Below are 21,558 nucleotides of genomic sequence, written 5' to 3' on the forward strand. Positions count from 1 at the left end.
GTGCTCCTGCTTCGGTAGCGCAACGGTAACGGTGCGTTGCCGTTGTGTAAACCGGCGGCTCGGGAAGCCGCCGGTTCCTGGACCGGGAGGGCTCGCGTGGCGCTGACGGCACTTTTCCTGGGCAGCCCGTCGGTCGCCCCGGCGGCGATCGTCGCGCGCTGGCTGGCCAACGGCCACACGATCGCGGCCTTCTGGACGGCATCGGGCAAGGAGGACCTCTGGCGGTTCGACCGGAAGCTCGGGCGGGTCGCGCCGCAATGGTCGATCGGCCGCCAGCTCAGGGCGGCGGGAGTGCCGATCATTGAGGTCCCGAGCCTCCGCCTCTATCCGGAGCGGGTGCGTCTTGCGCGAGAGGCGAGGGCCGATGTGCTGATCTCGGCCTATTTCCATCATCTCATTCCGCCCGACCTGCTCGATCTCTTTCCCGGCCGTGCCTTCAACATCCACCCCTCGCTGCTGCCGCGCTACCGGGGGCCGACGCCGCTGCCGGGCATGATCCTTGACCGTGCGACGGATGCGGCAGGCGCAACGCTGCATCTGCTCGACGCCAATTTCGACACGGGTGCGATCGTCGCGCAGACGCCGGTAGCCTTTCCGAAGGAGCCGCCCGCGGACAGCTACGCCGTCGCGCTCGCCCATGCTGCCGCCAGGCTGGTCGATCAGATTCCGGCCTTCCTGGAGGGCAGGATCGATGCCCGTCCGCAGGACGAGGCCGCGGCATCCTATGTGAAGGTGGTTCCGGCCAAGTCGTTTGTCGTCTCGTCGGATCTGACGGCCGACGAGATCGCCTGGCGCTGCGGGATGATGCCCTATTTCCGGCCGCCCGCCGTGCGGGACCTGCCGGGACGCGACGCGATCGGGTTCGACCGCGTGCTGGGGCCGAGGACGGGCGAGCCACCGCGTGCCCGGCGGTTCTCCGGCCAGTTCGACGCATCGGATGCCCGCGTGCGCGTGCGGCTGCGCTGGAGCGGCTGGCGGCGGCTGGAGCGCTGGCGGTTCTTCATGCGGCTGCGGCGAAGCCCGGTCGCGCCGCCGGCCGGATAACGCTCAGGTTTTCGACAGCCGGGTGCCGTGGAACCCGCCTGCGGCGACACTGTCACAGAGTTCCGACCACTCGCAGCCGCCGCAGGCCGTCCGCGTCGTGCCGGCGGCAAAGGCGGCCTGGAAGCGGGTAAGCGTCATGGCATCGAGCGAGAGGCGGAAGCCGTCGGAGACCGGCGTTTCCAAGAGGGCGGAGACAGCCGCCGCGGCTTCCGCGTCGCGGACCGGTACGCTGTCATTGTGGCAATGCGGGTCGTCCGTCGAAAGCAGGGGCGCGCAGACATCGTCCGGGCCGGCAACGATCTCGATGTCCTCGCCGCTCGTCAGCCGCGCCGTGATCGCGTCGTAATTGGTGCAGAAGGCCGGCGTGTAGCCTTTGCCGACATAGGTCAGCATGCAGAGCAGGTGATGGGCGCGCAGCCGGACGGTCAAGGCGCCGAGGCACGCCCGACGGCGAGCCTTTCGATGACGACGAGGGTGCAGACCGCGAGCGCCGCCTTGATCACCGCGCCGACCAGGAACGGCGTGACACCGAACGCCAGGGCCTTGGCAGGGCCGACGAAGGTCGAAAGCCACAGCGCGCCCGGTACCAGGCAGATCGCCTGCGCCAGCAGGAAGCCCGCGAAGGACCACGCGACCCGCCTCGTCCAGCCTCGCTCGGCGATCCAGCCGCAGAAGGCGGCGGCGAAGGGAAAGCTTGCGAGATAGCCGGCGGTCGGCCCGGTGAAGGGCGCAAGGCCCCCGGCGCCGCCGGCAAGCACCGGCAAGCCGGCGAGGCCGGCTGCCAGCCAGACCAGCACGATCAGCGCGCCGTAGCGCCAGCCGGCCAGCGCGCCGACGAGCATGACCGCATAGGTCTGCATCGTCACCGGGACCGGCACCATCGGCACCGCGATGTAGGACGACGCCGCGAGGAACAGTGCACCGCAGGCGACGAGCACCGCGATCTGCGTCGGCGAGCGCTTGGCGGCCAGCAAAGGCACGAAGGCGGACGACTGGGTGTCGGTCACGTCGAACTCCCGCCGATCAGACGTCTTCAGGGTGCCAGGCGGCGAGCGCCTCGATCGTGGCCGGCAGGTCGCGCATACGGTTGATGACCGTGATGGCGCCCGCAGCCGTCAGGGCGTCGGCATGGCCGGGCCAAGAATGGGTGCCGCCGGTGAAGCCGACCACGCGCATGCCGGCCGCGCGTCCCGCATGGATGCCGTGGGTCGAGTCCTCGATGACGATGCAGTCCCTGGGGTCGACGCCGAATTCGGCCGCGCCATGCAGGTAGACGTCGGGCGACGGCTTCGGCTGCTTGTTGCGGACGGCGACGGCCGAGAAGATGTAGGGGCGGAAGCGGTCGTAGAGCCCGGTCTTGGTCAGCGAGATCTTCAGCCGCTCGGGCGAGGAGTTGGAGCAGATGCAGCGCGGGTAGTCGAGCGCATCGAGCATCTCCTGCACGCCGGGGATGATCTGCAGGTCCTTGGCGAGCCGGCGGTCGAGCTCCTTGTTGGTCTCCTCATGGAAGTTCTCGGGCAGCGCATGGCCGAGATCCGCCTCGATCAGCTTGGAGATGCGGTCCCAGGTGAGGCCGGCGAAGCGGTGCGACATTTCCTCGACCGAGATGTCGTAGCCGATGCCAGCGAGCCGCTCGCTGTCGACGCGCGAGGAGATGATTTCGGAATCGACGAGCACTCCGTCGCAATCGAAAAGAACAAGCATGAAGGACCTTCCGGTCAGTCTGAGCGGATCTCGAAGCGTCGCGAACGGTTCGGACGTGGATCGCGCGTTGCAGGACAGGGCGAGGGCGGGATCGGGTGCGGGACGCGATCTCGCCGGTCAAATACGCGGGCTCTCTATCAGATCGCGGCGAAACTGTCTCGTTCCGATCCGCGCTGAAAAAGGGCTCGGTTGCGGCCTCTAGCGCACCGTGAGCGGAGCGCGGGCGAAGATTGCCGTGCCATCGCCGGCAATGTAGCGCAGTTCGTAGCTGCCGGGCTCGGCGGGCACGGTGATCGCGACGGTCGGCCGGTCGGGGCGGATGCGCGCCAGCGTGACATGCTCGCCGGCCGGCATTTCGGCGCGAGCGACGACGACGTCGTCGAAGCGAGCCGCCGGACCCTTCCAGTCGACCTTGATCTCGCTGCCGGGCTTGGCGGTTGCCGGGCCGTTCAGCGACGCGGACGGCGCATCGACCGTGAAGCCGGCCTTGGCGGCGATCGTCTGGTCGGCGGCCGAGCGGTAGCGCACTTCGTAGCGTCCCGGCGCGATCGGCGCCGTGAAGGTGAGGGCGCGGCCGTCCTTGTTGACGCTGATCGCGGCGAGCTTCGTGCTGGCGGCCTCCGGCGCGATCTCGATCACATCGGAAGCGGCGGCCGGTCCGGACCAGGCGACGCTGAAGGGCGCGCCGGCGCCGACGCGGTCCGGTGCGGTGACCGTGGTCGGCCGGACATCGACCTCGATCGACTGCGTCGCCAGGATCACGTTGAGCTCGGGATGGTAATAGCGGATCTCGTAGGTTCCGGGCTCGGCCGGGGCGCGCAGCTTGCGGATCTTGCCGTCCTTGGCGACCAGCACGCTGCGGATTTCCGATCCCGCCGGCAGGCCCGGCCAGACGATCTGCACGCGGTCGCCCTTGGCCTTGGGGCCGTCATAGGCGACGTCGAAGACGGCCGACTGGATCACCTTGGCCGGCGCTTCGATATGGGCGGAGGGCAGGTTGGGCGGCGGCGCCTTGGCCGAGGCGAGGGCCGCGGCGAGGCCGCCAGCCACGTCGGTGCCGTCCTTGGCATTGATGAACTTGCCGCCGGTCTTCTCGGCGAGACAGGCGACGCTCTCGATGTCCTTGTCGTCGAGCCCGAGGCCGATCACCTCTACGGTCAGGTCCTTTGCCCGCTCGGCCAGCGATTCCGCCAGCACGCAGGGATTGGCATCGCAGGCCTCCACCTTGTCGACGAAGACGATGACGGTGGCGCGCTCCTTCTTGTAGTCGAGCGCGTTGGCGGCGCGCTCGACCGCGACGGCGAGCGGCGCCTTGCCGCGCGGCTGCAGCTTGGCGGCGGCCGCGGCGACGATCTCGTTGTTGTTGCGCTGGGGCCGCGCGACGACTTCGGCGTCGGTGCAGCTGGTCTTGCTCTTGGCGCCGAAGGCAAGCACGCCGATCCGCGCTTCCGTCGGGAAGTCGGCGACCGCCGTCTCGACGCTATCGGCGACGAGATCGATTTTCCGGTCGCGGCCAAGTTTGCCGGCCATCGAGGCGGATGCGTCGATCACGAGCATCACGTCGTCGGCGAGCACGCTGACGCTGGTCGCGCAAAGAAGAGCCAGCGCAGCCGGCAGGGCAAGAAAACCGCGGATCATGATGGCCTCGATGGTGCGGCCCGGCGCCGGGCCCTTTCGACGCCGAACCATAAACCAAGACTTTCGGCGAAACGATGTCGAAGCCGGCAAAAACGTGCAATTTCGTGCGCTTACAATTGATTAACCATGCTTCGTAACGGGTCCTTCACCCTGTTCGCTAACCATAGGCGCATGTTTCGTTGCGTTGGGGAGTTGGGAAATGAAGGCACTTGCGCGGAAGCCGATCGAGGTCGCGAACCAGGCACCCTGGCTCGATACCATCATCAAGGGCGATTGCATTGCCGCGCTGGAGAAGTTGCCTTCCGCGTCGGTCGATCTCGTCTTTGCCGATCCGCCGTACAATCTGCAGCTCGAGGGCGGTCTGACCCGTCCGGATCATTCGGTCGTCGACGCGGTCGATGATCACTGGGACAAGTTCGACAGCTTCGAGGCCTATGACGCCTTCACCCGCGCCTGGCTGCTGGCGGTGCGCCGCGTGCTGAAGCCGGATGGCGCGCTCTGGGTCATCGGCTCCTACCACAACATCTTCCGCGTCGGCGCGATGCTGCAGGATCTCGGCTTCTGGATCCTGAACGACGTCGTCTGGCGCAAGGCCAACCCGATGCCGAACTTCCGCGGCAAGCGCTTCACCAATGCGCATGAGACCATGATCTGGGCCTCGCGCGGGCAGGGCTCGAAATACACCTTCAACTATGAGGCCATGAAGGCCTTCAACGACGACGTCCAGATGCGTTCCGACTGGCTGCTCCCGATCTGCACCGGCGGCGAGCGCCTGAAGGATGGCGACGGCCACAAGGTTCACCCGACGCAGAAGCCGGAAGCGCTGCTCGCCCGCGTCATGCTGGCCTCGTCGAAGCCCGGCGACGTCATCCTCGATCCGTTCTTTGGCTCGGGCACGACCGGCGCCGTCGCCAAGCGCCTCGGCCGCCATTTCGTCGGCGTGGAGCGCGAGCAGGCCTATATCGACGCGGCCCAGGCCCGCATCGATGCCGTCGAGACCGCGCCGGCCGCTGCCCTCGAACTGCTCAAGGGCAAGCGTTCCGAGCCGCGCATTCCGTTCGGCACGCTGCTGGAGCGCGGCCTGATCGTGCCGGGCGCCGTGCTTACCGATTCCCGCGGCCGCCACCAGGCTCGCGTGCGGGCCGACGCCTCGTTGGAATCCGGCGCCATGATGGGCTCGATCCACCGGGTCGGCGCGCTGGTACAGGGTTTCGACGCCTGCAATGGCTGGACGTTCTGGCACGTCCACCACAATGGGCGACTGACTTCGATCGACGATCTCCGGAAGATCGTCCGCGATGAACTGGCTGCAGCCGGAGGCTGAGCCGACGCCGCGAGGCCCTCGGGTCTCGCGGTGTCCTGACAAGCCGCTGGCGTCCTGGATCCGATCCCGGATCAGGCCGCCAGCGGTTCGAATATCAGCGCCTGGTGCGCTGCCGTGCCGGCCATGACGCCGTCGGCCGAGGCAAAGGTCGCGTTGTGCATGCCGCGCGCAATGTCGCCGGCGGCGTAGACGCCCGGCACCGTCGTCATCTTCATGGCGTCGGTGCGGATCACGGGCCCCAGCATGCCTTCCTCGAAGGCGCAGCCGAGCTGCTCGGCGATTCCGCTCGCCATTCGCGTACGCGAGCCGGTGAAGAGCGCATCGAGCTCGATCACCCGGCCATCCTCGAGACGCACGCCGGAAAGATCCGTCTCGGTTCCCTCCAGGGCCACGACCTGCGCCGGTTCGATCACGACATCGCGGCGGCGAAGCTTCTCCAGCGTCTCGGCATCCGGCATCGCGCCGCCATGGACGAAGAAGGTCGTCGGACCCCAGTCCGGGATCATCAGCGCCTGATGCACCGATTTTTCCATGACGTTGAGCACGCCGAGCCGCTGCCCCTTGAACTCGTAGCCGTGACAATAGGGGCAGTGCAGCACCGACTTGCCCCATTTGCCGGCCAGGCCCGGAAGGTCGGGAAGCTCGTCGACGACGCCGAAGGCCAGCACCAGTTTGGCGGCTTCGAGCCTGTCGCCCTGGCCGAGATCGATCGCGAAGCCGGCGGGGACCGCCTCGGCATGGATCGCCGTGCCGTCGACGAAATGCACGTTCGGATAGGCGAGAAGCTTTTCGCACGCCTGGGCGATCATGGCGCGGGGCGCGGCGCCATCCTGGCCGAAGAAGCCATGCGAGGCGGCGGCGAAGCGGTTGCGCGGCGTGTGGCTGTCGATGACGGCGATGGAGCGCCGGGCGCGGGCGAGCTGCATGGCGGCGGAAAGGCCGGCATAGCTGCCGCCGATGATGATGGCGTCATACGGCATGGCTGATGTCCTTCTTCGTGCCCCGCTTGGCGAGGTAGCGCTGGTGGAAATCGGCGGAGAGGGCAGCAAGCGTCACCTCGCCGAGGCGCTTCAGCAGAAGCTGCTCGGCGTCGTGGAAGGCGCTCTCCAGCGAGGCGTTGACGGCCTGCTCGACGAGGCAGGCCGGGTTTTCGGAGCGGTGGCCGAGCGCGAAGACCGGCGGCGAGCCGAGCGCGACATAGATGTCGTCGAGCGTGACCTGGGCGGGGTCGCAGGTGACGGTCCAGCCGCCGCCATGGCCCTTTTCCGAATGGACGAAGCCGGCATCGCGAAGCCCAGCCATGATGCGGCGGACGACGACCGGATTGGTCGACATCATCTCGGCCAGGTGCTCGGAGGTGATCGGCTCGCCGGCCTCGAGCATATGAAGGAGGACGTGCAGGACGCCCGAAAGTCTGCTGTCGTGTCTCATGAAACAAATAATGTTACATGAGATGCGAGACTGTCAAGCGGGCTGGACGGGAGGGAGACGGGAAGCGGGCTGTGTCAGGAAACCCTGATGCCGTGGCGGGCGAGATCGGCGCGCATCGTCGCCGCGTCGATGAAGCGTTCGGCCTTCCAACCGGCCGCCCGCGCCGCTTCGACATTGGCCGCGTTGTCGTCGAAGAACAGCGTCGCGGCCGGGGCGAGTCCGAACGTGTCGGCATGCAGCCGGTAGATTTCGGGATCGGGCTTTACCAGTTCGACGCGGCCGGAAACGGTGACGCCGCGAAACAGGCGCAGATAGGGAAAGCGCTCCTGCGCCTCGGTGAAGGTGTCCTCGGCGAAATTGGTCAAGGCGGTGACGTCATGTCCGCTCGAGATCAGCTCGTCCAGGATAACCGTCGCCTCTTCCAGCGAGCCGGGCACCATTTCGTGCCAATGCGCCCTCCAGGCGCGGATCAGCGCCTCGTGCTCGGGGAACCGGGTCACCAGCTCCGCTTCGCCGTCCTGCCAGGGGCGGCCGCGATCCTGCTCGAGGTTCCAGTCCGGCGTGCAGACCTCGGCGAGGAACTGCTGCCGGGTCGCGTCGTCCGGGATCAGCCGCTTGAAAGGGATCTCGGGATCCCATCGCAGGAAGACATTGCCGATATCGAAGACGATGTGCTGGATTTCGCTCACGGGCGGGTGCTCCTCGCGTCCTGGAATCGTAGGTTCGCAACCACCCTCACCATCTTCTTGACGCTGTGAAGGCGGTCACTGACAATTTCGCATGCCTTAATAATGTTCCCGCTGGCTGGAAGTTCTGCCGTGGCGTAGATTTCGGCCAAAGAAGATTAGCTTGTTTCGTGTCTGGGACCGCGGCTCTTCTCTTCCCTCCTTTGCCGCGACCTTCGCCACGGGATGCTGTTCTGGGAGAGGCGACCATGCTTACGGGCTTGAAGGCGGCGCGGCGGGTGGCTGGCGCGGGATCGGCTATTTCCCGTTCAGGGATGTGGACACGGCGCCTATCGGGCGCCTTTTTGCTATTGGCGGCCGGCATGGGCTTTGGCGCTGCGCCCGCGCAGGCGCAGCAGCAACAGGCGATCGTCGGCCCCGAGGACGCTGTTGTCACCGGCTTCTCCGGCACGGCGCCGGGCCAGGCGCCCAGCGGAGCCGACCCGCTCGATTACCTCGTCATCCCTGCCGACGGCCCCTCGGCCCGGGTCATCGACCTGTCCCGGCTCGGCGCGCAGGGCGGGCTGTCCGAAGCGTCCAAGCCCTTCACCGTCAAGGCCGGCCAGGTTGGCCAGGTCTTCGGCGTCGCGCTCGACGATGCGCCGGCGCCTTCGATCTATCTCGCCGCCACCTCGGCCTATGGCCTGTCGATCGGCCTCGCCGATGCGTCGGGCGGCGGCTTCAAGCGCCTGCTGCACGGCCTGCAGGGCGCCAGCTTCCTGCCCAACCAGTTCGGCCCGGCCGAGCAGCGCGGCGGCCCGACCTCGATCTGGCGCGTCGACGGCACGACTGGCCAGGTCGCGCTCTTCGCCAATATCGGCGATGAGGGCGCCAACGCCGCCGCCTCGCTGGGCGGTCTTGCCTACGACCCGCTCAGCCAGCAGATCTTCGTCGCCGACCGCGCGACGGGCCTGATCCACAAGCTCAGCCTCGACGGCGCCGATCGCGGCACCTATGACCATGGCACGGAAGCGCGCCCGGCCAACGGCTTGGCCGAAGCGCCGCTTACACCCGTCCGCGTCGATATCGCCAGCCAGTCCTTCGATACCGAGCAGCCCGCGACCTGGGGCTTCGCCGATCCGGAGCGTCTGGTCTTCGCGCTCGCGATCCATGGCGACCGCCTGTTCTATTCCGTCGCCGCTGGCCCTGAGATCTGGTCGGTCGGCATCAACCGCGACGGCTCCTTCGCCCGCGATGCGCGCTTCGAGACCGCCGTCGACGTGCTCGGACCCGGCATGGAAGTCTCCTCCATCGCCTTCGACAATCGCGGCCTGCTCTATGCGGCCGAACGCGCACCGCCGACTGGCGCCTATGATTTCACCAATGTCGCGGAGGGCGGCAACAGCCGCGTGCTGCGCTTCCGGCCGAAGGCGCAGCCGGATTCCGAGCCCGGTCTCTGGCTGCCCATGCCGGAGCAATATGCGGTTGGCCTGCTGCCGGATTACCGCAATGCCGATGGCGGCGTAGCGCTCGGCCGCGGCTATGATTCCAGCGGCCGCATGCAGATGAACGCCTGCGCCGTCACGCTCTGGTCCACGGGCGAGCAACTGCTCGGCGACGCTCCGTCCGTCGAACCCGTCGACGGCCTGCAGGGCAACGACACGCAACTCGTGCTGCCCACCAACGCCCCGCCGACCAACAGCTGGTTCATCGCCTATGGTGACAAGCCGGGCGACAGCGCCTTCTCCGGTCACATGGGCGCCGTCGTCACGCTGCCCTGCGAGGCTGCGCCTGCGCCCGGCCGCCGCGCCGTGGCGCCGCCGCCACCGCCGCGCTTCTCCGAACCGCTGCCTCCGCCGCCGCCGGTACTGCTCGGCTGCCCGGTCGGCACTTTCCTCGTTGGTGACGCTTGCCTGCTGCCGCCCAGTTGCCCGATCGGCACGCGCTTCCGCGATGGCTATTGCGTCGCCATAGGCTGTCCTCCGGACATGATCCGCATCCGGGGCGAATGCCTGCCCCCGCCGATGCATTGCGAGCGCTACGAGACCTTCGTTGACGGGCGCTGCATTCCCTGGCGCTGCCCGCCGGACCTGGTGCGGCTGCCCAACGGCTATTGCGGCTGCCCGCGCGACGAAATCTATGTCCGTGGCCAGTGCATTCCGCAGCGTTGCCCGCCGGACATGTTCATGACCCGCGACGGTCGCTGCCTGCCGCCGCAGGGCTGCCGTCCTCCCATGTTCATGGATCGCAACGGCCGTTGCGTGCCGCCGGTCGGCTGCCGCCCGCCGCTGTTCATGGACCGCTATGGCCGCTGCGTCCCGCCGCAGGGCGAATGCCGCCCGCCGATGGTGCGGGACTTCAACGGCCGCTGCGTTCCGCCGCAGGGCGAGTGCCGCCCGCCGATGGTGCGCGACTTCAACGGTCGTTGCGTTCCGCCGCAGGGCGAGTGCCGTCCGCCGCTGATCCGCGACAACAACGGCCGGTGCGTCCCGCCGCAAGGCGAGTGCCGTCCGCCGCTGATCCGCGACAACAATGGCCGCTGCGTCCCGCCGCAAGGCGAGTGCCGCCCGCCGCTGGTGCGCGACAACAACGGCCGGTGTGTTCCCCCGCAAGGCGAATGCCGTCCGCCGCAAATCCGCGACAACAATGGCCGCTGCGTCCCGCCGCAGGGCGATTGCCGTCCGCCGCAGATCCGCGACAATAACGGCCGTTGCGTTGCCCCGCCGGACACAAGGCCTTGCCCACGCGGCCAGGAGCGGGCCGACAATGGCCGCTGCCGTCCGATTGCCGCCGCGCAATGCCCGGATGGCCAGGTTCGCAAGGGACGGCGCTGCGTTCCGGTTGACGTGCAGAATCCGGACCAGCCGGTTCGTCCTGCGCCTGCCCAGTGCGGGCCGGATCAGCGGCTGCGCAATGGACGTTGCGTCGACATCCAGAACCCCCAGCAGCAGTGCCCCGATGGCACGATCTCGCGCCGCGGCCGTTGCGTGCCGACCGACGCCCAGACCCCGGACCGGAACACGCCCGCCGCCTGCGGCCCGGACCAGCGCCTGCGCAATGGTCGCTGCGTCGACGTACGGTCCAATCCGCCCCAGCAGGCCTGCGCCGATGGGACGATCTCGCGCCGTGGCCGCTGCATACCGACCGACGTCCAGAAGCCGGATCGCCCGGCTCGGCCGGCGCCGGTCGAGTGCGGGCCGGACCAGCGCCTGCGCAACGGCCGCTGCATCGACGTGCAGCCGCAGCGCCAACGCGACAACCGGCCCCAGCAGGATAGCCAGCCGCCGCAAGACAACCGGCCGCAACGGAACCAGCAGCCGGAACGCAAGCGGCCGGATTGCCCCGATGGAACCACCTTCCGTCGTGGTCAGTGCATGCCGAACCAGCAGGGCGGCGACAACCAGCGGCCGCAGCGGATGATCCGGCAACAGTTGGACCAGTTGCAGCAGCAACAGCCGCCGCAGTAGGCGGGACGCCTTGACAGGCGGAATGACGGCCGGTCTCCGGCCGTCATTTGCGTTTGCGGGTCGCTCCGGGGGCGGCCGCTTCGATCGCTTTCTTCATCACGCTGGGCAGCGCTTCATGCGGCAGCTCCGCCGCGCTCGCCCACCAGGCATCGTCCGGAGCGGGATGGGTGTCCGGCAGGCGGGCATGCCAGATGTCGAGCGTCAGGCGAAAATGGGTGAAGACATGGATGACGGGCGCGGCGACGCGCTGCCAGTCGGCGACGAGCGGCGCCGCTTCGGGTCCCCGTGATCCCTCCGAACCCTGGATCCAGTCGGAGCCCGGCACTTCGGTCATGCCGCCGAGCAGGCCGCGCTCGGGCCGCTTGCGCAGCAGGATGGCGCCATCGGCGCGGATGGCGACGAAAGCGGCCCCGGCGCGCTCCGGCCGGTCGGTCTTGGCCGCCTTGCGCGGATAGAGCTCTTCCGTGCCGCGCGCATGGGCGACGCAGCCGGTCTCCCAGGGACAGAGCGAACAGGCGGGCCGCTTTGGCGTGCAGAGCGTGGCGCCTAGATCCATCATCGCCTGCGCATAATCGCCCGCCCGCTTTTCCGGCGTCAGCTGCGCCTGCAACGCGCCGATTTCCTTCTTGGCGGCCGGGAACGGCGTCTCGATGGCGAAGACGCGGGACAGCACGCGCTCGACATTGCCGTCGACGACCGCGGCCGGTTCGTCATGCGCGATCGCGGCGATGGCGGCCGAGGTATAGGCGCCGATTCCCGGCAATTCCCGCAGGCCCGCGGCGCTTTCGGGGAAGCGGCCGCCATGCTCGCGCACCACGGCATCGGCGCAGGCCTTCAAATTGCGGGCGCGCGAATAATAGCCAAGTCCGGCCCAGGCCTTCAAGACGTCTTCCGTTGGCGCGGCCGCGAGGTCGGCGACCGTCGGCCAGCGCGCGAGGAACGCCTCGAAATAGGGCTTCACCGTCGTGACGTTGGTCTGCTGCAGCATGATCTCCGAAAGCCAGACCCGGTAGGGATCGGGCTTCACTCCGGCGCAACGTTCGGCCGGCGGCGTCCGCCAGGGAAGCCAGCGGGCATGACGATCGTACCAGGCGAGCAGATCGGCGGGACGGGGCGGGCTGACGGGCTGAATCATGCCGGGATCATGCTGGAAACGGTGTTGCTGCGCCAGCGAGCGGGAAGGGGATGCGACGTTCGATCCCGATGGCATCAAGGAAATCCGCATCATGGCTGGCGACCAGCAGCGCGCCGTCGAATTCGCGCAGCGCCGCCTCGATCGCCGCGATCGAATCGAGATCGAGATGGTTGGTCGGCTCGTCGAGGATGAGCAGGCCCGGCGGCGTCGCGCCGCCCAGCACGCAGGCAAGCCCGGCCCGAAGTATCTCGCCGCCGGAAAGCGCATGCACCGGCTTCAGCGCCGCCTGGTTGCGATAGAGAAAGCGCGCCAGCACCGCATGGGCATGGTTGAGGCTGGCAACTGGATGGAGGCGGCGGAAATTCTCGACGATCGACAGGGCTGGATCGAGAAAATCGACGCTCTGGGTGAGCATGGCGCTCGGGACGGGCCGCTGCACCATTCCCACCGTTGGCTGCAGTTCGCCGGCGGCGAGCTTCAGCAAGGTCGATTTGCCGGCCCCGTTCGCGCCGACCAGCGCCACGCGCTCCGGCCCGGTTAGGGTGAGGCTGAAATCGCGGAGGATGGCGGGGCGGTCGGGATAGGCGAACGCGACCTTGTCGAAAGCGAGCACAATCCGGCTCGCCGGCAGCTTGGTCGAGGGCAGGCGCAATGCCAGCGTCTCGATGCGCTCGACCTCGGCTTCAGCGCTGGAAAGCTGCTCCGCCGCCTCCTGTCGCTGGTGTTCGGCGCGCTGGCCGATCGCGCCGGCGGTGCGCTCGCTGCGATCGTGCTTGGCGTCGAGCAGGATCTTCGGCTGGTCGTTCCGGGCGCGATTCTTCGCGCCGCGACCGTCGCGCTTCTGCTGGCGCTCGACGCTGGCCTGGATCCGGCGCTCCGTCGCCTTCGCCTCGTTCCGGGCGCTCTCCAGATCGCGCGCGGCGCTCGCCCGTTCGGCTGATTTGCGCTCGGCATAGAGGTCGTAATTGCCGCCATAGATGCGGGCGCCCAGCGTCGAGAGTTCGACAATGCGGTCCATGTCGCGCAGCAGCGTCCGGTCATGGCTGACGACGATCGCGCCCTTTGTCCAGCCGGCCAGGATGCGGGCCACGGCGGCGCGGCCCTCGGCGTCGAGATTGTTGGTCGGCTCGTCCAGCAGGATCAAGTCGGGCTCGGCCAGAAGCAGCGCGGCGAGCCCGAGCCGGGTGCGCTGGCCGCCGCTAAGGCTGTCGATCGCCCGCCCCGGATCGAGCCCCGCGAGGTCGACCGCAGCGAGCGCTTCGCCCAGGCGGGCTTCCAGCGACCAGTCCGCCTCGGCAAAGTCCTCATCCGTGCCGAGCCCGCGCTCCAGCCGGTCGAGCCGTTCGAGATCGGCGCCGATGCCGAGCGCGGTGGCGGCGGTCTCGCCGGGAGAGGGTTGAACGGTCTGGCGCAGCAGCCCGATCCGGCCGGCACGCTCGACCGAGCCGGCGGAAGGCAAGGCTTCGCCGGTGATGATCTTCAGGAGGGTCGATTTGCCGACGCCGTTGCGGCCGACGAGGCCGGTGCGTTCCGGCCCGAAGGCGAGGTCGATCCCATCGAGGAGAAGGCGGCCGTCGGGGGTGGCGAACGAAACGCCATGCAGGGCCACGAGCGACGTGGCGGCGCGAAGAGACATGGGAGATACCGGAGAAGGAAGCAGGGCGCGGATCGGCGCGCCAGGGACAGGCGGATTACGGCGATTAAGCCGTCGCGGATGCCTGCTGCTTCATTGTCCTGAACTCCTGCGCCTGTCGGTGCACGCTACCTAATGCCTCGGCCGCGACTTGGCAAGAGACCGGTGGAAAGCCGGCTTGTCGCCAAAACCTTGCCACGCCGCCGCGCTTTTCTATCTTCTTTGACAGCACCAAGGGCCATTCATGGGCAGCGACATAGCACGTTTCGTCGGCGACATCCCCGAGCACTACGATGCCGGGCTGGGACCGGTGATCTTTGCCGACTATGCGGAGGATCTCGCGCGACGCGTCGAGGCGAGCAACCCGGCGCTGGTGCTGGAAATCGCGGCCGGCACGGGCATTCTCTCCCGCAAGCTGCGCGACCGCCTTCCGGCCAGCGTGCGCCTCACGGTCACAGATCTCAACGCGCCGATGCTGGACCTCGCCCAGTCGAAGTTCCGGCCCGGCGAGCAGGTCGAGTTCCAGACCGCCGACGCGATGTTGCTGCCGTTCCGGGACAATTCCTTCGATGTCGTCGCCTGCCAGTTCGGCGTGATGTTCTTCCCCGACAAGGACCGCTGCAATCGCGAGGTGTTTCGCGTGCTGGAGCCGGGCGGCGTCTATCACTTCAACACCTGGGGCTCGCATGCCGACAATCCGTTCGGCCGCATCGCGCACGAAGTCGTGGCCGGCTTTTTCCCGGACGACCCGCCGCAATTCTACAAGGTTCCTTTTTCCTGCTCGGATCCCGAGCCGATCCGCGCTTCGCTGGCCGAGGCCGGCTTTGTCGACATCAAGACGGAGTTCGTGGCAAGGCGCGGCGTGATCCGCGATGCCCAGGCCTTCGCGCGCGGTCTGATCTACGGCAACCCGGCGATCGCTGAAATCCGGGCGCGGGGCGGCGTCGATCCCGACGATATCGTCGATGCGATCGTCGCGGCGCTGCATGCTGCGTTCGGCAAGGATCCCGCCCGCATGCCGCTGAAAATACTGGTGTTCCAGGCCAGCAAGCCGGAATAGAGCTGCGAGCGAGCGCGCCGCCGATGGCCAAAAAGCCGCGCCGATAGCGGCGCGACTCAGCCCGCCTCGCGGAACTGCTCGGCCGTTTCGAGGTCGACCGAAACCAGCTGGCTGACGCCGCGCTCGCCCATCGTCACGCCGAACAGGCGGTTCATCCGCGCCATGGTGATCGGGTTGTGGGTGATGGTGACGAAGCGGGTGTCGGTCGTCCGCGCCATCTCGTCCAGCAGGTTGCAGAAGCGCTCGACATTGTGGTCGTCGAGCGGGGCGTCGACCTCGTCGAGTACGCAGATCGGCGCCGGGTTGGTCAGGAACACGGCGAAGATCAGTGCCATCGCCGTCAGCGCCTGCTCGCCGCCCGAAAGCAGCGTCATGGTCTGCGGCTTCTTGCCGGGCGGGCTGGCCATGATTTCGAGGCCGGCTTCCAGCGGATCGTCCGATTCGGTCAGCTGCAGTTCGGCCGCGCCGCCGCCGAAGAGATGGGTGAACAGCCGCTGGAAGTGACCGTTCACCACGTCGAAGGCGGCGAGCAGGCGCTCGCGGCCCTCGCGGTTGAGGCTGGCGATGCCCTGACGGAGACGGCGGATCGCCTCGATCAGATCGTCGCGATCCTTGATCAGCGCCTCGCGCCGGCCGGCGACTTCCACCGCCTCGTCATCGGCGCGCAGGTTGACGCCGCCAAGCTTTTCGCGCTCCTGCCGGAGCCGGTCGAGGCGGGTCTCCAGCTGTCCAAGGTCCGGCATCGGCGCGGAAGCATCGATCTCGGCGAGCTTCACCACCTCATGCGGCTCGCAATCGAGGATTTCGAGGATGCGCGCCTCGATCTCAAGCCGGCGCTCCTGCGTCGCCTTCAACCGCTCTTCGCCGCGACCGCGCTGCTCGCGCGCCTCGGAAAGCGCCGTCATGGCGTCCTGTGAGGCGCGGTCGAAGCCGGCCAGCGCCTGCTCGCCTTCGCGCAGCGCGTCGGCGGCATCGCGCTTGGCGGCCTCCGCCCGGGTGATTTCGGAAAGCAGCGCCCGCCGCTTCTGCTCGATCTCGGCCGGGGCGTCGGCAAGGCCGGCGCGTTCGGTCTCGATCTCCTTGCGCCGGCCGGCCAGGATGCGGCCCTGGCTCTCGGCGTTGAGGGCGCGTTCCTGCCAGTTCTTGCGTTCCGCCGCCATCGACTCCAGGCGGCGCCGACGCACTTCCGACTCCCGCGTCAGGCCATCGGCGGCGGCGCGGGCTTCGGAGAGCGCACCGCGCTCCTCGGCGACCGTGCCGCGCAGGATCATGACGTCCTGCTGCGCCGCGAGCGGGTCGGCCGCGTCGGCGAGCGCGCTGGCGGCGCTGGCGTGCTGCGCTTCGGTCTCGGTAACGGAAGCGACGACGCGCTCGCGCGATTCCTCCAGCGCCGTGCGCCGGCTGGTCAGGCGGCCGGCCTCGCGCTCGACGGCGGCGAGGCGGCTGCGCGCTTCGTCCAGCGTGCGCTGCGCGGCGCGGCCGGCCTCGCGCACCATCCGCTCCTGTTCCTGCGCGGTGCGGGCGGCAAGCGCTGCCTGCGCCAATCCGGCCTGGTGTTTTTCCACCTCGGCGCGGGCGCCGATCGCCGCTTCCTGCAACTCGGCCAGACGGTTGCGGTTGGCGAGGCGCATGGCGGCGGCCGTCGGCGCTTCGGCGGTGGCGACATAGCCGTCCCAGCGCCAGAGGTCGCCCTCGCGCGAGACCAGAAGCTGGCCGGTCTTCAACGATTTCTGCAGCGCCGGGCCATCGGCGCGGGCGACCAGCCCGGTCTGGGCCAGCGCGCGGGCCAGCACGTCGGGCGCCTTGACCTTGGCGGCAAGCGGCTGCGCGCCGGCGGGGAGGGCGGGGTCGTCGCCCAGCGCCGCGACATCGCGCCAATGCGCGACCATGGCGAGGTCGTCGGAGGCGTCGAGCGCATCGCCGAAGGCAGCCGCCAGCGCTGCCTCGAAGCCCTTGGCGACGGAGAGCGTGTCGAGCAGGGGCGGGCGCTTGCCCGCCGGCGCCCCGGATCCCAGGATCTTGGCGAGCGTTCGCGCTTCCGTCTCGATGCCCGAAAGCGCGCGCTCGGCTTCCGCCAGCGGCGCACGGGCGGCGGTCTCGCTCTCGCGGGCCTGCGCCGTCTGGCGCTCTGCCGCCTGGGCCTTGGCATCGGCCTCCGCAACCGCTCCCTCGCCGGCGGCGACCGCTGCCTGCGCCGGGGCTACGCCCGGCAAGGCGGCGATCTGGCTGACCAGCGCCGTCAGTTCCCGGTCGACTTCCGCAAGCTGGTTGCGGGCGCGGGCGGTGCGCTCGCCGGTCTCGCGATGCGCGCGCTCCAGCTCGGATTTCCGCGCCGCGATCGCGGCATGGGCGGCGGTCGCCTCGGCGAGCTTGCGCTCGGTTTCCGCGAGCCGGACCTCGGCGAGGCCGCGCGCCTCATTGGCCGAAGCCTGCTTGTCGACAGCCTCGGCGCCCTCGGCCCGGAGCGTCTGTTCCTCTGCGTCCAGCCTTGCGAGGATGTCCGCGTTCTCCCGCACCATGCGCTCTTCGCGAAGGATGTCCTCGTTGAGCTGGGCGAGCCGGCGGTCGAGGTCGACCAGCCGCTCCTTCATCCGCTTTTCATCGGCGTCGAGCGCGTCGCGGGCGAGCGTCAGGCGCTGGAGCGCCGCCGCGGATCCGGCCTCGGCCTCACGCAGCGCCGGCAGCTTGCTGGCGGCGACGGCCTGGTCGCGGGCCGCGCGAGCCTGCGCTTCGCTGCGGGCCACCACGGTTTCGCCCGCCGCCTGCAGCGCCGTTTCCGCGTCGCGCATCTGCACGGCGGCGGCGAGCATGCGCAGGTAAAGGACGGTCGCTTCCGTCTTGCGGATATCGGCAGAAAGGTTGCGGTAGCGGTTGGCCTGCCGCGCCTGGCGCTTCAACGCCTCGAGCTGGTTCTCGAGCTCGGAGAGCACGTCTTCCAGCCGCTCCAGGTTCTGCTCGGCGGCGCGCAGGCGAAGCTCGGCCTCGTTGCGGCGGGAATAGAGCCCTGAAATGCCGGCCGCCTCTTCGAGCACCGCGCGGCGAGCCTGCGGCTTGGCCGAGATCAGCTCGCCGATGCGCCCCTGGCCCACCATGGCCGGAGAGCGGGCGCCGGTCGAGGCGTCGGCGAACAGCAACTGCACGTCGCGGGCGCGGACGTCCTTGCCGTTGATCTTGTAGACCGAGCCCGATTCGCGCTCGATCCGGCGCGTCACTTCCAGGATGTCGGCATCGTTGAAGGCGGCGGGCGCCATCCGGTCCTGATTGTCGACGACGAGCGTCACTTCGGCGGTGTTGCGCGCCGGGCGCTTGCCGCTGCCGGCGAAAATGACGTCGTCCATGCCGGACGCGCGCATGTTCTTGTACGAGCTCTCGCCCATCACCCAGCGTAGCGCTTCGACGAGATTGGATTTTCCACAGCCGTTCGGGCCGACCACGCCGGTAAGCCCAGGCTCGATCAGGAAATCGGTCCCTTCGACAAAGGACTTGAAGCCGTGGACGCGGAGCCGCGTGAATTTCATGACGCGGTACCGGGCCTGGAGGGGAGGGGCTGCGAGCGGAGGGACGGCAAGCGGAACAACTGCATAGCAAAAGCCCTCCCAGGGTCGAGAGGGCCGGTCGTCGGGACAGACAGACAGGAAGGCTCGCAAGGGCGCCAGCGCGCCCTCGCGAGACTGGATACGATCCGGTGCCGCCGGTCAGCCGGCCAGCAGCTTGTCCATTTCCTCGATCGAGAGAGCACCCGGATGCCTGGACCCGTTGATGAAGAAGGTCGGGGTAGAATTGACGCCGAACTCGTTCGCGCCGCGTTCCTTGACCGCGTTCACCGCATCGAGCAGGGCCTGGTTCTTCAGGGTGAGCTCGAAGGTCTCCTGCGTGAAGCCGACCTGCTTGGCGAGGTCGAGTAGGGCGGGAACCGGGTTCTCGACGAAAGCCCACTTCTCCTGCTGGTCGAACAGCAGGTCGACCATCGGGAAGAAGTTATCGTTGGGCGCGGAATGCGCCAGCATGATCGCGGCTGTGGCCAGCGGATCGAGCGGGAAATCCCGCATGATGAAGTGGACCTTGCCCGTGTCGATGTACTTCTCTTTGAAGGGCTTCCAGGTCGTGTCGTGGAAATGCTTGCAGTGCGAGCAGGTCAGCGACATGTACTCGACGACCGTGATGGGGGCCTTGGGATCGCCCATCATGTTGTCGCCAAGCGGGCCCGGCTTCAGCAATGCTGCGAGGTCGACCGTGTCCGCGGCCTGGGCCGAAGCCGGCAGCATCGAAACGGCGCCGATGGCGAGAACGCCGACACCAGCCTGGCCGAGAAACTGTCTGCGATTGAACTTCAAGATCCTGCATCTCCTTTTGCCCCGGCGCTGCTATGGCGTCCGGACAGCGGAACGAATGACACGCTTGGCGGGAAACCTACCACATCAAATGTGGCGTTTCTCGTTAAGTTGAACACGCCGGCCCTTGCCAGCGACGCTCAGGACCGCCGGGAGGCGCCGTAGACGCCGCGACCCAGGCGCTCGAGCGCCTGGCGCAATCCCTCGCTCTCGACGGAGGCAACGGTATCGACGACGCGGGCTTCATCGGCTTTGGAAAGCGGGGCGGGCGCCACCGTGGCCTTGCGCGGCGTGGCGACGACGCCCTGCACGATCTTGAGCTGCGACACCGCGCCGAAACCCAGAAATCCGTTGATCCGGTCGAGAATCACGCCGGTCTCGTGCTGCAGATAGATCGCCATGCCCGAATCGACCCGGATGACCAGCGTCGCGCCGGACGGCGCCTTGGCCTGGTCGCGCCGCGGCCAGGTGATCTTTTCCGGCATTGTGGTCGTCGCGTAGCGCGGACCGACGATGTCAGCCCAGGACGAGATCAGATCGGCGGTGGCGAAGCCGCGCTTGGCGCAGACCGGCGCAATCACGCTGGCGATCAGCGCGCCGATCGATCGCGGCCCGCGGTTGACCTTGGGGTTGGTATTGTCGCTCATGGTCGTCTTGTCGCACGATGGCGGGGCGCTGTGAACGTGCCGCCCGTCAGGGATTCGCTGATTCCGATAAAACGTCTCAGCATCGATTTGATTAATTCCAATAAAATCAAGGCGTTACGAATGAATTCCGGCTTCTTGACACGGGTTGGAGGCGTCACTATGGTGCGCGCGGTTTCGGGGCGGTAATAAGCTTTGTGAGGCTTTCTCGGCACTTGGCAAGGATGACGCGATGAGCGACACGGGTTCGCCGGGTGACGAAGAGACGATCAAGCGTATGGCTGAGGACGAAGCCGCGCTATCGGCGAGGCTGCGCGCGCTAAGTCAGAAGCTGGATAAGGCGTCTGAGGAAGCGAAGGCAGCCGAACGGGCTCAACCATCGAACGAAGTCAATGCGCAGGGGATGCGCCTGGCGTTTCGGATCGTTGGAGAGTTCGTCTCGGGCGTGCTGGTCGGTGCCGGACTTGGCTGGTTGTTCGACCGCTGGCTTGGTACGTCCCCCTGGGGGATGATCGTGCTCTTGCTGCTTGGGTTCGTCGCGGGCGTCCTGAACGTCTTGCGCGCGGTCGGCAAAGTTGCGCCGCCGGAAGCCCGGCAGGTGTCGAGCCGGGCTAAGAAGAAGTAGGTATCCATAGGGTCGCGGCACAGGCTGCGGTCAGACTCAGGCGAAGAAGGCGGGCTCGGTGGCTAACGATCCGATCCATCAGTTTCACATTCAGGAATATTTCCCGCTCGGCCAGTTCGGCGGAATGGAATTCCATTTCACCAACTCCGCTTTCGCCATGGGGGCGACGGTCGCCATCGTGACGGGTTTCATCCTGCTCGCGACGTCGAAGGCGAGCCTGATCCCGGGCCGGCTGCAGTCGGTCGCGGAACTGGCCTATGAGTTCGTTGCCAACACGCTCCGATCGAGCGCCGGCAAGGAGGGGATGCGGTTCTTCCCCCTCGTATTCTCGCTGTTCATGTTCATCCTGGTGGCGAACTTCTTCGGAATGTTCCCCTATTTCATGACGGCGACCAGCCAGATCATCGTGACCTTCGCCCTGGCGATGACGGTCATGCTGACCGTGGTTGTCTATGGCTTCATGCGCCATGGCTTCGGCTTCCTCGGCCTGTTCGTGCCGCATGGCGTTCCGATGGCGGTCGTGCCGCTGGTGTCGGCGATCGAGATCATCTCGTTCCTGTCCCGCCCGATCAGCCTTTCGGTTCGTCTCTTCGGCAACATGCTTGCCGGTCACATCACGCTCAAGGTCTTCGCCGGCTTCGTTGCCAGCATGGCCTCGCTCGGCGCCATCGGCGTCGGCGGCGCGATCCTGCCGCTGGCCATGACGGTCGGCCTGACGGCTCTCGAATTCCTGGTGGCATTCCTCCAGGCCTACATCTTCACGGTCCTTACCTGCATGTATCTGAACGACGCCCTCCATCCCGGGCATTGATCAGCAGGTCGGCGAAGGTACACGTTCTTCCAACCCGAAATTACGA

At 68.0% G+C, this 21,558-nt stretch carries 18 protein-coding genes; 6 read left to right on the plus strand and 12 right to left on the minus strand.

Annotated features, from left to right (window positions below; all coding sequences use genetic code 11):
• The first annotated feature begins 96 nt into the window (after positions 1 to 96).
• Positions 97 to 1,044: a formyltransferase family protein gene (locus ABIE08_RS00290; RefSeq protein WP_354547890.1), complete on the plus strand. Its 948-nt coding sequence runs from the start codon at positions 97 to 99 to the stop codon at positions 1,042 to 1,044.
• 3 nt (positions 1,045 to 1,047) lie between these two features.
• Here the strand turns inward: ABIE08_RS00290 and ABIE08_RS00295 are convergent, their stop codons facing one another.
• The 4 genes from ABIE08_RS00295 to ABIE08_RS00310 all read right to left on the minus strand — a co-directional run bounded on the left by ABIE08_RS00295 (position 1,048) and on the right by ABIE08_RS00310 (position 4,386).
• Positions 1,048 to 1,473, minus strand: a complete 426-nt coding sequence (locus ABIE08_RS00295) for a DUF1284 domain-containing protein (protein WP_354547891.1) — start codon at positions 1,471 to 1,473, stop codon at positions 1,048 to 1,050.
• The gene (locus tag ABIE08_RS00300) at positions 1,470 to 2,051 is read right to left on the minus strand and encodes a biotin transporter BioY (protein ID WP_354547893.1); all 582 of its coding nucleotides are present in this window, start codon (positions 2,049 to 2,051) and stop codon (positions 1,470 to 1,472) included. Before ABIE08_RS00300 ends, ABIE08_RS00295 begins: the two co-directional genes overlap by 4 nt.
• Positions 2,052 to 2,067: 16 nt before the next feature.
• On the minus strand, positions 2,068 to 2,748 hold the full coding sequence (locus ABIE08_RS00305) for an HAD family hydrolase (protein ID WP_354547895.1): 681 nt from the start codon (positions 2,746 to 2,748) through the stop codon (positions 2,068 to 2,070).
• A gap of 198 nt (positions 2,749 to 2,946) precedes the next feature.
• Positions 2,947 to 4,386 (minus strand): vWA domain-containing protein, encoded by a 1,440-nt coding sequence (locus tag ABIE08_RS00310; RefSeq protein ID WP_354547896.1) that lies wholly within the window; start codon positions 4,384 to 4,386, stop codon positions 2,947 to 2,949.
• Positions 4,387 to 4,585: 199 nt separating this feature from the next.
• Between ABIE08_RS00310 and ABIE08_RS00315 the strand changes: the two genes are divergently transcribed.
• A complete protein-coding gene (locus tag ABIE08_RS00315) occupies positions 4,586 to 5,710 on the plus strand; it encodes a site-specific DNA-methyltransferase (protein ID WP_354547898.1) in 1,125 nt (374 codons plus the stop codon).
• Between the two features lie 71 nt (positions 5,711 to 5,781).
• On the opposite strand, the gene ABIE08_RS00320 is transcribed toward ABIE08_RS00315, so the two are convergent.
• The 3 genes from ABIE08_RS00320 to ABIE08_RS00330 form a co-directional block, all read right to left on the minus strand.
• Positions 5,782 to 6,690, minus strand: a complete 909-nt coding sequence (locus ABIE08_RS00320) for an NAD(P)/FAD-dependent oxidoreductase (protein ID WP_354547900.1) — start codon at positions 6,688 to 6,690, stop codon at positions 5,782 to 5,784.
• Positions 6,680 to 7,141: an Rrf2 family transcriptional regulator gene (locus ABIE08_RS00325; RefSeq protein ID WP_266332956.1), complete on the minus strand. Its 462-nt coding sequence runs from the start codon at positions 7,139 to 7,141 to the stop codon at positions 6,680 to 6,682. The genes ABIE08_RS00320 and ABIE08_RS00325 overlap by 11 nt, the downstream gene beginning before the upstream one ends.
• A 74-nt stretch (positions 7,142 to 7,215) precedes the next feature.
• Positions 7,216 to 7,830 (minus strand): HAD-IA family hydrolase, encoded by a 615-nt coding sequence (locus tag ABIE08_RS00330; protein WP_354547902.1) that lies wholly within the window; start codon positions 7,828 to 7,830, stop codon positions 7,216 to 7,218.
• A gap of 359 nt (positions 7,831 to 8,189) precedes the next feature.
• Between ABIE08_RS00330 and ABIE08_RS00335 the strand changes: the two genes are divergently transcribed.
• Positions 8,190 to 11,273 carry a hypothetical protein gene (locus ABIE08_RS00335; protein ID WP_354547903.1) on the plus strand — a complete coding sequence of 1,028 codons (3,084 nt, stop codon included), beginning with the start codon at positions 8,190 to 8,192 and terminating at the stop codon, positions 11,271 to 11,273.
• A 43-nt stretch (positions 11,274 to 11,316) separates the two neighbouring features.
• Here ABIE08_RS00335 and mutY read toward each other — a convergent pair whose 3' ends face one another.
• Together mutY and ABIE08_RS00345 are read right to left on the minus strand one after the other, a co-directional pair.
• Positions 11,317 to 12,408 carry an A/G-specific adenine glycosylase gene (gene mutY / locus ABIE08_RS00340; protein WP_354547905.1) on the minus strand — a complete coding sequence of 364 codons (1,092 nt, stop codon included), beginning with the start codon at positions 12,406 to 12,408 and terminating at the stop codon, positions 11,317 to 11,319.
• Between the two features lie 7 nt (positions 12,409 to 12,415).
• Positions 12,416 to 14,044, minus strand: a complete 1,629-nt coding sequence (locus ABIE08_RS00345) for an ABC-F family ATP-binding cassette domain-containing protein (protein WP_354547907.1) — start codon at positions 14,042 to 14,044, stop codon at positions 12,416 to 12,418.
• Positions 14,045 to 14,285: 241 nt separating this feature from the next.
• On the opposite strand from ABIE08_RS00345, the gene ABIE08_RS00350 reads away from it, so the two are divergent.
• Positions 14,286 to 15,101 (plus strand): class I SAM-dependent methyltransferase, encoded by an 816-nt coding sequence (locus ABIE08_RS00350; RefSeq protein WP_354547909.1) that lies wholly within the window; start codon positions 14,286 to 14,288, stop codon positions 15,099 to 15,101.
• Between the two features lie 56 nt (positions 15,102 to 15,157).
• On the opposite strand, the gene smc is transcribed toward ABIE08_RS00350, so the two are convergent.
• The 3 genes from smc to ABIE08_RS00365 all read right to left on the minus strand — a co-directional run bounded on the left by smc (position 15,158) and on the right by ABIE08_RS00365 (position 20,079).
• Positions 15,158 to 18,619 (minus strand): chromosome segregation protein SMC, encoded by a 3,462-nt coding sequence (gene smc, locus ABIE08_RS00355; protein ID WP_354547911.1) that lies wholly within the window; start codon positions 18,617 to 18,619, stop codon positions 15,158 to 15,160.
• Positions 18,620 to 18,796: 177 nt separating this feature from the next.
• Positions 18,797 to 19,435: a DsbA family protein gene (locus tag ABIE08_RS00360; protein ID WP_266332964.1), complete on the minus strand. Its 639-nt coding sequence runs from the start codon at positions 19,433 to 19,435 to the stop codon at positions 18,797 to 18,799.
• A gap of 137 nt (positions 19,436 to 19,572) precedes the next feature.
• Complete coding sequence (locus ABIE08_RS00365) at positions 19,573 to 20,079, minus strand: DUF721 domain-containing protein (protein ID WP_354547913.1); 507 nt, start codon at positions 20,077 to 20,079, stop codon at positions 19,573 to 19,575.
• 229 nt (positions 20,080 to 20,308) lie between these two features.
• Between ABIE08_RS00365 and ABIE08_RS00370 the strand changes: the two genes are divergently transcribed.
• Together ABIE08_RS00370 and ABIE08_RS00375 are read left to right on the plus strand one after the other, a co-directional pair.
• Entirely contained in the window at positions 20,309 to 20,701 is a 393-nt protein-coding gene (locus tag ABIE08_RS00370; protein WP_354547914.1) for an AtpZ/AtpI family protein, read from the plus strand.
• Positions 20,702 to 20,759: 58 nt separating this feature from the next.
• Complete coding sequence (locus ABIE08_RS00375) at positions 20,760 to 21,512, plus strand: F0F1 ATP synthase subunit A (RefSeq protein WP_354547916.1); 753 nt, start codon at positions 20,760 to 20,762, stop codon at positions 21,510 to 21,512.
• Positions 21,513 to 21,558: the final 46 nt, after the last annotated feature.

This window comes from Kaistia defluvii, assembly GCF_040548815.1.
Taxonomy (GTDB): Bacteria; Pseudomonadota; Alphaproteobacteria; order Rhizobiales; family Kaistiaceae; genus Kaistia; species Kaistia defluvii_A.